We start from the raw sequence: 12,627 nt of genomic DNA, 5'->3' as shown, positions 1-12,627 counted from the left end.
GCAGTCGCCTTCGGCTTGCCGTTAAACGATTTTTCCGCGAGCCGTCCTGCTCCCAACCAATCGAAAGTGGCGCTGTCCAGTTAGTCGAGCATTGCGGGGGGGAATTCGGCGCGGGGGGAGCCTTCGCTGTCGCGGCGATTGGCGCCGGGGCCGCGCTTGAAGCCCAACGGCAGCGTTCCGCCGCCGCTCTCCTGGACTCGCTTGTGCACCCGGGCTCGCATCGCCGCGATCCGCTGCTCGTGCTGCGGTTCGTCGATCAAATTGCGACTCTCCTGCGGGTCATGGGCGAGATCGTAAAACTCGTCACGGTCCCAAATCCCGTAGTACTGGATCAGCTTGAAACGAGGCCCTCGCAGGGCGAACATCGTGGGGGTCTGCGGGAAATTCCACTCCCAGTAGTACTCGTACAAAAGCTCCTCACGCCAATCCTCCGGCACGCCGTCACCTGCGAGCATGCCGCGGACGCTGCGTCCGTGCATCGTCGCTGGTGGTTCAACCCCGGCTAGCTCGAGCAGAGTCGGGGCGACGTCGACGTTGGCGGTGAGCGCGTCGATCTGCGTTCCGGCGGGAACCATCGCTGGGTATGTCGCGATCAAGGGAATCCGAATCGATGGCTCGTAGGCACAACGTTTGTCGATCAAACCATGTTCGCCCCACAGGTGGCCACCATCGCTGGTGAAGATGATCAGGGTGTCGCGGTCCAGTCCAGCGGCGCGGAGTTTCTCGACGACCCGGCCAACGCTCTCATCGATCGAGAGAACCATCTCGCAGTAGTGGCGGTACATCTCTCCGATCGTCTCGCCGCTCCGCCCATGGTAGGGATACTCCACACCGTGCCAGCTGTTCCGCTGGTCCTGGACCCACATCGGTTTGCCCGATTTCTCCGCAGCTCCCTCGGCCATCGAATTGGGGTGTGACCACGACGCGTCCTGGTACTTTCCGCGATGCCGTGGGGCTGGTTCGTAAAGGCCATGCACGCCTTTGTGCGAGAGATAAAGCATAAAAGGCTGCTCGGCCGAGCGGCCATCAAGCCAGTCAATCGCATACTCGGTGAGCTCGTCGGTCATGTACGAGCGGCGGGGAACGCGGCGACCGTCGACGTTCAATTGCTGACCGTCGGGACTGTACGTCCCCTGGCCTCGGAAGCTGACCCAGTGGTCGAACCCGGGACGCGGTGCGTCGCTGCTGCCTCCCATGTGCCATTTGCCAATGAACGCCGTTTCGTAACCCGCTTGCTGGAGGATCTGAGGGAACGTGGCGGTTCCCTCGGGAATCGGCGTCTGGTTGTCGACGACGCCGTGGCGGTGCATGTACTGGCCGGTCAGAAACGTCGCCCGTGCGGGCGAACACAAGGACGTGGTCACCATCGCATTGTGAAACACGGCTCCACGGCGTGCCAACGCATCGATGTGGGGCGTCTCGATGAACGGATGGTCCATCCAGCTGAAGACGTCGTGGCGGAGATCGTCGACGAGAATGAAGACCACATGGGGACGCGGTGGCTCGGCCCCAGCGGTGGGCGCAGCGCGGTGGATCGCAACCGCAGCCACGACTAGAAATATTGCCAGCAGTCGATTCGGGAACATGCGGACCGGGCTCGGTGGATGGAATGCGGATGGAAGTCAGCCGAAAACCGACTTCCTACCCCTCGCCATTCCCTCTTGCAACCCAACGGGCCGCAGCTCAGTTCGTCGTGGCGGGAGTCTCAGGGCTCGGTGTTGGCTCGGACTCCTCGCGCGCAAGCTCTTCACCCGCGGGATCCTCGCTCGCCGGTTCTGGGCTGGCCGGTTCTGGACTGCCAGGCTCTTCGCTCGTGGGTTCTTCACTTGCCGGCTGCTCGCTCGCCGGCTGCTCACTCGCCGGCTGCTCACTCGCCGGCTGCTCACTCGCTGGCTGCTCACTCGCTGGCTGCTCACTCGCCGGCTGCTCACTCGCTGGCTGCTCACTCGCGGGCTGCTCACTCGCGGGCTGCTCACTGGCGGGCTGCTCACTGGCGGGCACGACGCCGTCGAGCTGTTCTTCGGCTGCCGCGGCCACGCTGGTGTTAGGCCGGAGGACGAACCGTTGGTCTTGGTGCTCCAGGACGGCGAACCGTTGATTGACTTCGACGACGCTGCCGGTCATTTGTCCGATTTCGAAGGGCTCGCCGGCGCGAAGCCGGAGGACTTGGCCTTGAGTGCGGACGTTGATCCAGGCGGTCCATTCTCCCTGACTTTGCACGAGTCCCGTCAGCACGGCTTGGCGAGCCTCGTCGAACGACGGCCTGACCGGCTCGGGCTCGGGCTCTTTAGGCTCGACGACGCGGATCACGATCCGCTGTTCGGACGACTTGGCGGGCCAGCCGCTGTCGGTCGCTCGCAAGGTGAGATCGATCTCGCCCACCGAATCGGGATTGAGCCGGAGCGTGCCGCTGGCGGGATCGAGTTCAGCCCCTTGGGGTGCGTCGCCGACCAGCGAGTACTGCAACTGCTGACCTTCATCGGGATCGTTGAAGCGAGCGACGTAGGAGAACTCTTGCCCGAGCACCGCTTCGGGCGACGTCTCCGCAGCGTAGGAGGGAGGACGATTCGGCGGGGCGAGCGGATTGCGGTTGAGAATCGGATCAAGGTACTCGTCGACCGACTCGGCGACACGCGGCGACGGGGTGGTCGGCAAAACCGCCTCGGGCGAAGCGGCATGCAGCGCGAGAGCTTGGACATCCATGTCGATGTTCAGTCGCCCCCGCACCTTGCGAACCACCAAGTTCTGAATCCGATGCAGGTAATCTCGGCGGTGGAACTCGTACAGCAGTTCGACCAACTGTTGCAGATCGCCGCTCCCGGTGACTTTGAAACTCAGCTGTGTGTACAGCCCCGGCATGGGGCTGGCGCCGGTCGGCTTCGCGGCAGCGCCTTCCAGTTCTGCTTCGCTCACCAGATCGAGCAGAAACTGGGTGTAGACGAACTGGGCTCGCTCCAGATCGCTCGGCAGCGAGCGGGCGAGATAGGTCCCCATCCGTCCGTCCGCCATCGCCCCTTCGATCAATTTGAAGCGGCGGTCCGAAAGCTGGTCGTCGAGTGAAGCCAGCCGGGTTTCGCGAGCGGAGAGTGCGCCGCGGTACTTGTTAAATCCCCACTGCAGGCCGAGGATCAGCAGGACTGCTCCGACCGCGAGAGCTAAAATGCGTTCGCGCTGCGTCATTGCACGTCCTCCGCTTGCAGGGTCGTTGGCGCCGCTGCGTCATCCGCGCTCGAGGGCGGGTTGGCTGCAGGCTCGGTGGTTTCGGATTTGGACGTCTCGGTCTCAGCGGGCTCGGTCTCAGCGGGCTCGTTCTCAGCGGGCTCGTTCGAAGCAGCTTCGGTCTCGGTGGGTTCGTTCTCAGCGGGCTCGTTCGAAGCAGCTTCGGTCTCGGTGGGTTCGTTCGAAGCGGATTTCGCGGCAGCCGCTTGGCGGGCGGTGCGGACGCTTTCGGGATCGATCTCGATCGTCTCGGAGAATTCCCAGAGATACGGAGCGCTTTCGCTGACCTGTCCCAAGCCCTTGCCGACGACGCGGTGCGAGGAATCGCGGAGAGCGGCTTCGAAGCGGCTGATGGTTTCCGAGTCGGTGACGCCGCCGGTGATCACGAGCGTCCCGCCTCCGTTGCGGCCGACGCGGGCGCTGAACGATTCGGCGATGGCGTTTTCCGAAGGAGGCATTTTCGTCGCGACGCGGCGGAGCTCGTCGAGCCAAAACACGTCGCCGTCCAGGAACGCATCGACTTTGGCCGTGCGGGCCATCGCTTCGTCGGCCGCTTCCTCGTCATTGGCGAGGGCAGCCAAGGCGGCTTCCTGGGAAGCGATTTCGTCGTCGAGCGCCTTCATCCGGCTCCAGCCGAAGAACAGTACAAGGCCCAGGAGCCCGGCTGCGGCGGCGGCGAAGGCTATCTGGCGGCCGCGATGGCTGACCGGTTCGGGAGCTCGCCGCGGATTGAGAAAGTCGATCAATTCGCCGCCGCCCCGCGCTTCCGCGTCGAGCAATCCGACGAGCGGAGCGAGCCGGCCGACGTGCTCCGGGAGGCGACCGCTGAGCGAGGATGCGAGCGAGACCAGGGAGAACGGGTCGAGCGTTTCGACCGGCGTGCCGAGCGACGAGCTGAGCCCGCTGACTTCCTCGCGGTGCACGTCGGCGCGTCCCCAGAGGACGATCCGGCGGGTCGCTTCACCGGTCCCTTCGCTAACAACCTGATCGGTCCTCGTCCCTTGGCCTGCCCCGGCAACTTGACCCGCCCCGGCCGATTGCCCCGTTCGCGCCCCCTGCCCTTCTTGGCAGGCCATTAGGCTGCGGCGGATTTCGCCGCTGAGGGTTCGGACGCGGACCTGCGGATCGTCGGCTAGGCGAATCGAACGGACGAACACCGGGCTGCCGTCGCGGAGGATCACGATGTCCGCATCGTCGGCCAACAGATCGACCAGCACCGTCTCCCCCGACAGCTCTCGACCGCTGCGTCGGTACAGGGCCGCGGCGGCGAGCGGCCCGAGCACGATGTGCTCGACGGCCAACTGGGAGGGAGCGCCAACGACCGCGCAGTTCTTCAGCTCCTCCGGCGCCACCGCGGCTGCGATCACGCGGTTCCCCTCCTCATCGCGACGCGTGGGAAGGAAGTCGATCACCGCCCGCTCGCCGGCAGCCGCGAAACTTCGCACGGCTTGAAACCGCACCATCTCGGGCAGTTCCTCCTCCGGAACCGGGGGCAGTTTCAGCTCCCGCAGCTCCGCCTTGCCGCGGCCGAGCGCGATCGCAGCCGACAATTTTTCCAATCCGTGCTGAGCCAACAGCTCCCGCAGCTTTTCGCCGAGGGCTGCCGGATCGGAAGTTTCGAGGGGAGTCGAGGCCACGTCGCTGATCGTCACGGTATCGCCGCGGACGGTGCCGGCGACGATCCGCAACTCGCGGGCGTCCCACTCGACTGCTAAACGTTTTGCCATCTCTCGCTAAACCTTATTAATTGCCTGCAGCTTGTTGCGCCGCCTGATAAGCGTCCGGTGCACGCACGCCCAGGACGGCAACATCAAAGCCGCGGCCCAAATGACTCAGATCACGCCAGTAGGCGATTTTTGGATTGACCGAGGTGGCGTCGAGAATCACTTGCACGCGACTCGAAGCATTCTTGCCTTCAAAATACCCAACCACCTGGGCGCTATACACGTCGCCTCCAGCAGTCAGGATGGGCATCAGCGTCTTCATTTCCTCGAGCGTGACGATGCCCTCGGCGAGCGGCCACGTCTCATACATTCGGTTCTCTGTCTGCGAATCCTCGGCACGCGCTTCGATGATCGCTTCGGCCACTTCGGGGGCGATCATCGGGATGCCGCGAATCAACTCCGCAGGACATTCATTTATATTGATTCGACCCGGCAGCACGGTGTAGTCCTGCGTGGTGAGATTTCCCATCAGCGCCGGCAGATACTCGACCATCGAGAGCGGTGAGCTGGAAAAGGGAGAGCGAAAGGTGCGTGCGTCGTCCCCTTCGCCGATCGTGACTTGGGAACCGACCAAATCCAATAACTGACCGAGTTTCACGCCGGCTCCGCCCGAGAGGTCGAGTTCGTCGAGCGCTTGGGCCGACCAATCCTCGGCCGGACGCGAACCACCGGAGCTCCGGCTTTGGTTCCCTTCGGCGGGGTCATCCCGCGGTTCGCCCCCACCCGGTCGTCCCTCACCCGATCCTCCTGAGCCAGCTCCACCCGAGCCGCCTTGGCTGGCGGCCGCGCCGGCGATTCGATACGCGACGATATAGCTCGCCCAATCTTCGTTGCCGAGCGCATCGCTCAGATCCGTGTAGAGCGTCTCCAGGTCATCGGCATTGACGTTAATTCGCGGCGTGCCATCGGCTCGCTTGTTGTTTTCAAGGCTGTGGGTTGTGAGATAGGCGGTCCAGCCGAGTGAAGCGAGGCCCTCGCCACCGGTCGAGGCTGCCATCTGTTCCGAAGCATCGATGACGCCGTTGCGATTTGCATCGGCTCCGAACAGGAGCCAAGGCGTCACCCCTTTGACGAGCAGCAATTCTTCGACGCTGTCGAGCGGCCCGTTCTTGGCGTCGTAGGGAGACGGAAGTGAGAGATAGTATTCCGACTCGGCGCCGAATTCTCGCGGCTCGTCATCCGCGTCGAGGTAATCGAGGATGCAGTCGGCGGTCTCGACGCTCATGCCGGGCACCGCCAACAACAGCGACTGGGCGAGACCGTCGACCGCTGCGGGATCGAGCGGAACATCGGCGGCAAGTGCACCGCTCTCGGAAGCGGCTCCGAGCGCGTCGGTGACCGCCGTCAGCGCTTCGCCGCTCGTCTCGAGTGTCGGCAAGACGTTGAGGTTCAGCTTTGCCGATTCGTTCTGCAGCCCGTATCGGAGCCCCGCCATCTGCCCGAGTTCGTCCATGGCCGGGGCGACGATCGTGAAGTTTCCTCGCGTCGAGGCGTCGGGGCCGGCGACCACGTTGATCGCTTGAAACAACGAGGGATTGCTGTAGACGCCGCCCGACTCAGCACGAACTGCCGGGGGCTGGGCGAGAATCACACGGGTTGCCGCGACTCCCGACTCGACCAGCATCTCGGCTTGCCCGCGGTCACTATTGAGATAAGCCGCTTCGTCATAGGCGACCATCAGATCGGTAAACGAAAAGGCCGCCATCGTCGCCATCGCAATCACGACGAGGACGAGAATCAGGAAAAAGCCGCGACGCGATTTGCCTCGCGCCGCCGAGCCTACTGAGCGTGCGAAGCCAGCTGAGCGTGTCGGTTTGATTCGAGAGGAGGCGTCGTTCATCACAGCCCCGCCGCGGAAAGGTCTTCGGTTTCAGTCAGCTCGAGCGGGCGGCCCATCGGCAAACGAATGATGTGTTGGTAGACCCGCGTCGCCGGCTCGAACCCGGCTGCTGCTTCAGCGGGCTCCGCCTCGAGCATGGTCAACGTGACTTGAATCGCTTGGGGAAGCGTGCCGGCGGCGTCGGAATCCCACGACATCTGCCACTGAAAGCCGTCCCAGTACTGAAACTCCAAACCGACAACTTCGGTGGCAATCAGATCACCGCTCGAGAGCAGCGAAGTCATCGCTCCGTTTTCCAGGGCCCATTTCGTGATCGCCCGATCGATCGACCGCCGCACCAGGCCGCCGCCACCGCTTGGATTCATGCTCGCCGCGGCTGTGGAGGAGGGGACGCCGGCGACATTCTGCAGCGGATCGGTGACACCGCCCCCAGCGGGCTGAAGGTAGTACGTGACGGTCTTGATATCGCTCGGCACATCGGTCGTCTCGCCGAACGCGGCCGGATCGATGATCGGTTGATACTCCTCGATCCTCGGCAGATGACTGACTTCGAACTGGAGCTGGGTTTGATTGCCGAGCAGCCCCGGACGCTCGGAGGTCATCGTCCCGGTCGACAAATCGACAACTTCGACCGGGTCGTCGAGCGTCATCGAAGCAGGGTCCTCGCCGCTCAGGTCGTCGCCGCTCGCGTCATCCAAGCCGGCGGCCGAGAGGTCCTGCCCTGCACCGGGAGTCGCGCCTCCGGCGGCTCCACCGGCCGCGCTGCTCAGAAGTTGACTCAGCGCCGCGTCGTCGAATTCTGGAGGATGGATCGCCCCGCGAAGATCGTCGGCGATCATGTCCAGGATTGCCTGGGCCAGCTGGACGCGGCGGACTTCGGTGTCGCGGACGTCGAGCCGAGTGGCGTAGAAGCTGAAGGCGGCTCCCACCATCGACATCAGCACCACCGCAAGCGCCAGCGTGAGAAGCAGCTCGAGTAGCGAGAATCCGCGGCGATCGATTGGCGTTTTCATTCGGCCGCCTCGTCGGAAGCGGAGCCCGCAGCAGCGGCGGCTTCGTCGGCGGCTGCTTTTTCCTCGGCTTCGGCGGCTTCCAGGCCCAGCGCCGGATCGACCATCCAGCGAATGAGCGAGACGGTCGTCGGCGGACCCGATCCGTCAGCCGCTTGAGCCGTGATGCTGACCTGGATCGCGAGCAGTCCCTGCAGCGGGGCTGGCTGGACTTGGACCGAAGCCAAGTACATCGTCGTCGGATCGGGAGATTCGACCGGTTGTTCGTTGATCGGCACCGGCGGACCGTTGCTGAGAAGCACCTGAGCCATTTGCCGTTCGCAGAGAAGCTGGGCCAGCGCACGGTTGCGCGCGTCGATCGCCGCGTCGGCACCGTTGAGCACCACGCTCGAAAGCGCCGCCAACGAGCCGCCGAGGATGGCGATCGCGAGCACGACCTCGAGCAATGAAATCGCCCGCCGGGAAAGGGCGCGTCGAGCCGAGCCTGGCCGGCGGCGTGGTCGGTGTGAGCGCGGTTGGTGCTGCTTCACGGCACGATCTCCGACACGGTCGGTTCGCCGGTCAAGCCACGCAGCCGCACGACGACGTGGCCGACCGATTCGCGGCTCAGCGTCACCACGGCGGTGCTGGTCGTTCCGTCCGCGTAGAACAGGATCGGCTGCGACCAGTTGCCGCTGGTACCACTCGACAAACCGCCCGCGGCTGCGGGCAAAACGGGACTGGCCGGCACGCCCATCCCGGCCGCAGGATTGAGCGTCGAGGAGCGGGCGGTGGCCTGGACCTGCGCGTCGCTGAACAGGACCTGGTCGGGAAGCTGATCACTGCTGCTCGAGACCGAGAGCATGTCCCGCGGGGAACCCTGGCCGGTCGGGGGCGGAGCGGTGGCCGACCCGCCTTGCATCGCTGGCGAGGGAACGACTGGGATCGCGACTCCGCCGGTGGCCACAGCCGTGCCTTGCCCCATCATGTCGGCCGCTTCGGTCATGTCGGAGGGATCGTAATGCGGCACGACTTGATAGCGGCTGCCGCCGAGTTCGAACCGCATCACCTGGGTGCGGCCGGTCCGCATCGCTTCGAGCCGGGCCTGGACCATCGCCACCCGCAGCCCGCTGCCGCCGCGGGCCAGCTGACGGTTCGCCAGCACGCCAAAGATGCCGGGGATGGCAACGGCGCCGAGCGCGACCATCACGGCCAGGGCCAGCAACAATTCGAGCAGCGTGAAACCGCGAGGCGAGCGACGATCAGCCATTTTCCACGATGTCGTCGTCCGTATTCACTTGGCCATCCTTGCCGGCCGAACGGATCTCAAACTCGTTGCCGCTGAGGGTGTAGGTCAGCTCATTGCCCCAGCCATCCTTAGGGACTTCCTCGATGACCGGAGAGCCGAACAGCGCCTTTTTATCTGGATCGCTCGGGCCGTTGACCAGTTCGTCGAGCGACTCGGGCATCTGGTTCACCTTGACCCGGTACATCCGAATGCTGGTTTTGAGGTTGTCGAGCGTGACTTGGGTGGTCCGCTGGTAGGCGTCGTCTTGCGCTCCGCCGATGTTGACGATCACCACGCCGCCGAGCACGACCAAAATGGCCAGCACGAGCATCAATTCGAGCAACGTAAAACCCTTCCGCTGCCGATTCTGTCGCTTCCGCATCTTTACCGCTCCGTGTCCTGAAATCACAAACGTTCTCAATATTCTTTTTGGTGAGCTTAGATCGATCCGGAGCTCTTGATCACCGGAACCATCAGTGCCAACACCACGACCATCACCACCATCGCCATCACCAAGAGCATTACCGGTTCTAACAACCGGACAAACAAGTCCAACTGGCGGAATGTCCGTTTCTCCAGCGTGTCCGCGATCTGCGGAAGCACATGCTCCAGCGCGTTGCTCTCCTCGGCGACGCTGATCATCTCGACCACCGTTTGCGGGAAATGCCCGCTCTGCTGCAGTGGCGCTGCCAGGCTCTCGCCGGCGGAGATATTTTCGCTCGCGTCGGCGATCGATCGGCTGAGCAGGCGATTGCCCGTCGCGCTGCGGCTGATCTCGAGCGACCGCAGGATCGGTACCCCATTGCCGAGCAACGTTCCGAGAATCCGGCAGAAGCGAGCCACGGCCAGACTCATCAAGATCTTGCCCAACACGGGGATCTTTAATTTAACCCGGTCGGCCCACTCTTGGCCCCGCTCGGTTTTCATTTGGGAGCGAAAAACTAGCAAGCCGACCACGCCGGCGATCACCACAAAGATCCCATAGTCTTGCAAAAAGTTGCTGAAGGCCAGCAACGATTCGGTCAGCTGCGGCATCTCTCCCTTTTTTCGCAGCCGGTCGAACATCTTGTCAAAGCTCGGCACGAAAAAGACCAGCAAGATCGTGACGACGACGGTTCCGATCGTGGCCAGAAAGACGGGATAGGCCAGCGCGCTGACGGTCCGTCCCTTCAGGTCCTCTTGCAATTCGGTGAACGAGGCGACGCGGTCGAGGGCGTCTTCCAAAAAGCCCCCCTCGGTTCCGGCCCGCACCATGTTCACCCCCATCTCGCTGAAGACGCGAGGGTAGCGCGCCATGGCGTTGCCGATCGGTTCCCCTTCTTCGACCCGTCCCCGCACTTCACGCAGGACCTCCGAGAGGGTTGCGTTGGACGACTGCTCGCTGAGCACCGTTAGCGAGCGGAGCATCGGCACGCCGCTGCGGAGGAGCGAGGCCAGCTGGGCATAGAACGTCGCCATGTCCTGGCCTTTGACCCGCTTGCTGCGGAACCGAAACCCTTCGCCACGAGCCGCCGCGGCTTTGACTTCGATCGGAAACAGCGACTGGGCCGCTAAGTGATTCGCCGCCTCCCGCTCGGTGGCAGCATCGAGTACGCCGGTGACCTTTTGACCGGTCAGGTTGCGAGCGACGTAGGCGAAAGCTGGCATGGAAAAACTGGAAGGCGAGAGAGTGGGGCGGCAGGGGGCTTACTTGGCGTCGGCCTTGGTGATTCGCAGGACTTCATCAATGCTTGAGGAGCCGGCCATCGCTTTGTCCCAGGCGTCCATCCGCAGGGTCCGCATCCCTTCGGCCGAGGCGGCGCGACGGATCTCCCAGCTACTGACGCGGTTGTTCGCCAGCTCGCGGACCGTTTCGCTGGTCACGAGCAACTCGTAGATCCCCATCCGGCCACTGTAGCCAACGCCGCGACAGGTGCGGCAGCCGACGGGCCGGTACAGGGGGCGCCCGTCGAGCTGGTCCCAGGGGAAATCGCTCGGGACGTCGTCTTCGCTCGGGTCGAACGGCTCTTTGCATTCCGGGCAGAGGCGGCGGAGGAGACGCTGAGCCATCACGGCTTCGACGGTGCTCGCGACCAAGAACGGTTCGACCCCCATGTCGACCATCCGCGTGTACGCCCCGGCCGCATCGTTGGTGTGCAAGGTGCTGAACACCAAGTGACCGGTGAGCGAAGCCTGGATCGCGTTCTCGGCGGTCTCGAAGTCGCGGATTTCGCCGACCAGCACCACGTCGGGGTCGTGGCGCAGGATGCTTCGCAGCGAGGCGGCGAAGGTCAATCCGATCTTGGGATGGACCTGGATTTGGTTGATCCCATCGAGCTGATATTCGACCGGGTCCTCGGTGGTGATGATTTTGTTTTCTGGACCACGGATCTCGAGCAGACTGCTGTAGAGCGTGGTGGTTTTCCCCGAGCCGGTGGGGCCGGTGACCAAGATGATTCCGTGCGGAAGTCGAATCAGCTTGCTGAACTCTTCGTACGTGCCGCGGTCCATCCCCAGACCTTGCAAGTCGAACTTCATGCTCCCTTTGTCGAGCACGCGCATCACCAGTCCTTCGCCGTGGATCATGGGGATGACGCTCAAGCGGATGTCGACTTCGCGGCCGTGGACGCGGAGCTTGATGCGGCCGTCCTGCGGGAGTCGCTTTTCGGCGATATTCAGCCGGGCCATGATTTTCAGGCGGCTGATGATCGCCGCTTGAAAGCGATTGATCTCGGGAGGAACCGGCTGGGGGTGGAGGATGCCGTCGATCCGGTAGCGGATAACGAGCCCATCGGACTGCGACTCGATGTGCACGTCGCTCGCCCGGACCTCGATCGCCTCGAGCATGATTTCGTTGACCAGCCGAATGACCGAGGCTTCCTGCGCCATTTCCGACAGCTCGCTGCCGTCGGATTCGATCTGGTCGAGCAGCTGGATGTCGTCCTCTTCGACCGACGCGAGCAGCCCTTCAACCGTCTCGCTGCCGACGCCGAGATGACGTTTGACGAGCCTCGCGATCTCGCTCTGCTCGGCCACCAGCGGAATGATGCTCTGGCCGGTCGCCGCACTCGCTTCATCGAGCGGGTAGAGGTCGAGCGGATCGGAGGTGGCGACGTACAGCGCGCCTCCTTCCTTGCGAATCGGAAACAGGGAGTGGCGATAGATCAACTTTTGCGGGAAGCCCGAGAGCGCCTTGAGGTCGACTTCGGTTTCCCTCAGATCGACGTACTCGAGCCCCAGTTCGTCGGCCAGAGCCAACAGCGCTTCGCGCTCGTCGACGTACCCAAGGTTGACCGCCGAGCTGATGACGTTGGGGGCTTCGGACTTTCGACTGGCCTGCAGCTGATCCTCGGTCAGCAGGCCACGTTTGCGTAGGATTTCGCCGGCCTCCATGATCATCGCATCACCTCGAGTCCATCGTTATGACTAAGTTTCGCTCATTAGCTCGGTCAGAGAACCGCATCTTACCATTGCCCTCCCCGCGGGAGGGTCGGGCAGTTTTCTGCCCCCTCTCCCCCACAGAGAATCGCGGCAATTGCTCGACCTTCACCCCGGAGGCTTTCGCGATTTTCTTTGGGGGAGAGGGTT

The 12,627-nt window shown here is 63.7% G+C and carries 10 protein-coding genes; 1 reads left to right on the top strand and 9 read right to left on the bottom strand.

What is annotated here, in order from left to right:
- Window positions 1-80 precede the first annotated feature (80 nt).
- Window positions 81-1,586 (bottom strand): sulfatase family protein, encoded by a 1,506-nt coding sequence (locus tag GNK13_RS13575; RefSeq protein WP_164103092.1) that lies wholly within the window; start codon window positions 1,584-1,586, stop codon window positions 81-83.
- A gap of 23 nt (window positions 1,587-1,609) precedes the next feature.
- Here GNK13_RS13575 and GNK13_RS22085 point away from each other — a divergent pair, with 23 nt between their 5' ends.
- Complete coding sequence (locus tag GNK13_RS22085) at window positions 1,610-2,098, top strand: pentapeptide repeat-containing protein (protein ID WP_164103093.1); 489 nt, start codon at window positions 1,610-1,612, stop codon at window positions 2,096-2,098.
- Window positions 2,099-3,176: 1,078 nt separating this feature from the next.
- Here the strand turns inward: GNK13_RS22085 and GNK13_RS13565 are convergent.
- From GNK13_RS13565 to GNK13_RS13530, 8 genes are all read right to left on the bottom strand, one after another.
- Complete coding sequence (locus tag GNK13_RS13565; protein WP_164103091.1) at window positions 3,177-4,946, bottom strand: hypothetical protein; 1,770 nt, start codon at window positions 4,944-4,946, stop codon at window positions 3,177-3,179.
- 16 nt (window positions 4,947-4,962) lie between these two features.
- The gene (locus GNK13_RS13560) at window positions 4,963-6,657 is read right to left on the bottom strand and encodes a type II secretion system protein GspK (RefSeq protein ID WP_235935133.1); all 1,695 of its coding nucleotides are present in this window, start codon (window positions 6,655-6,657) and stop codon (window positions 4,963-4,965) included.
- Window positions 6,658-6,782: 125 nt separating this feature from the next.
- Window positions 6,783-7,796, bottom strand: a complete 1,014-nt coding sequence (locus GNK13_RS13555; protein ID WP_164103089.1) for a prepilin-type N-terminal cleavage/methylation domain-containing protein — start codon at window positions 7,794-7,796, stop codon at window positions 6,783-6,785.
- The gene (locus GNK13_RS13550; protein WP_164103088.1) at window positions 7,793-8,227 is read right to left on the bottom strand and encodes a prepilin-type cleavage/methylation domain-containing protein; all 435 of its coding nucleotides are present in this window, start codon (window positions 8,225-8,227) and stop codon (window positions 7,793-7,795) included. The genes GNK13_RS13555 and GNK13_RS13550 overlap by 4 nt, the downstream gene beginning before the upstream one ends.
- Window positions 8,228-8,319: 92 nt before the next feature.
- Complete coding sequence (locus GNK13_RS13545; RefSeq protein ID WP_164103087.1) at window positions 8,320-9,042, bottom strand: pilus assembly FimT family protein; 723 nt, start codon at window positions 9,040-9,042, stop codon at window positions 8,320-8,322.
- Window positions 9,035-9,442: a type II secretion system protein GspG gene (locus GNK13_RS13540; RefSeq protein ID WP_164103086.1), complete on the bottom strand. Its 408-nt coding sequence runs from the start codon at window positions 9,440-9,442 to the stop codon at window positions 9,035-9,037. The genes GNK13_RS13545 and GNK13_RS13540 overlap by 8 nt, the downstream gene beginning before the upstream one ends.
- A 56-nt stretch (window positions 9,443-9,498) precedes the next feature.
- Window positions 9,499-10,707, bottom strand: coding sequence for a type II secretion system F family protein (locus tag GNK13_RS13535; protein WP_164103085.1), 1,209 nt, complete (start codon window positions 10,705-10,707; stop codon window positions 9,499-9,501).
- 39 nt (window positions 10,708-10,746) lie between these two features.
- Window positions 10,747-12,438 (bottom strand): GspE/PulE family protein, encoded by a 1,692-nt coding sequence (locus GNK13_RS13530; protein WP_164103084.1) that lies wholly within the window; start codon window positions 12,436-12,438, stop codon window positions 10,747-10,749.
- Between the last annotated feature and the right edge of the window lie 189 nt (window positions 12,439-12,627).

The organism is Candidatus Laterigemmans baculatus (assembly GCF_010367455.1).
Lineage (GTDB): Bacteria > Planctomycetota > Planctomycetia > Pirellulales > Pirellulaceae > Laterigemmans > Laterigemmans baculatus.
This window is presented reverse-complemented; position numbering and strand designations above follow the sequence as displayed.

Bases quoted from the DNA above. Each gene is read 5' to 3' on its own strand.
- GNK13_RS13540 (WP_164103086.1), bottom strand. From the start codon at position 9,442: ATGCGGAAGCGACAGAATCGGCAGCGGAAGGGTTTTACGTTGCTCGAA.
- GNK13_RS13530 (WP_164103084.1), bottom strand. From the start codon at position 12,438: ATGATCATGGAGGCCGGCGAAATCCTACGCAAACGTGGCCTGCTGACC.
- GNK13_RS13545 (WP_164103087.1), bottom strand. From the start codon at position 9,042: ATGGCTGATCGTCGCTCGCCTCGCGGTTTCACGCTGCTCGAATTGTTG.
- GNK13_RS13555 (WP_164103089.1), bottom strand. From the start codon at position 7,796: ATGAAAACGCCAATCGATCGCCGCGGATTCTCGCTACTCGAGCTGCTT.
- GNK13_RS13560 (WP_235935133.1), bottom strand. From the start codon at position 6,657: ATGGCGACGATGGCGGCCTTTTCGTTTACCGATCTGATGGTCGCCTAT.
- GNK13_RS22085 (WP_164103093.1), top strand. From the start codon at position 1,610: ATGCGGATGGAAGTCAGCCGAAAACCGACTTCCTACCCCTCGCCATTC.
- GNK13_RS13535 (WP_164103085.1), bottom strand. From the start codon at position 10,707: ATGCCAGCTTTCGCCTACGTCGCTCGCAACCTGACCGGTCAAAAGGTC.
- GNK13_RS13575 (WP_164103092.1), bottom strand. From the start codon at position 1,586: ATGTTCCCGAATCGACTGCTGGCAATATTTCTAGTCGTGGCTGCGGTT.
- GNK13_RS13565 (WP_164103091.1), bottom strand. From the start codon at position 4,946: ATGGCAAAACGTTTAGCAGTCGAGTGGGACGCCCGCGAGTTGCGGATC.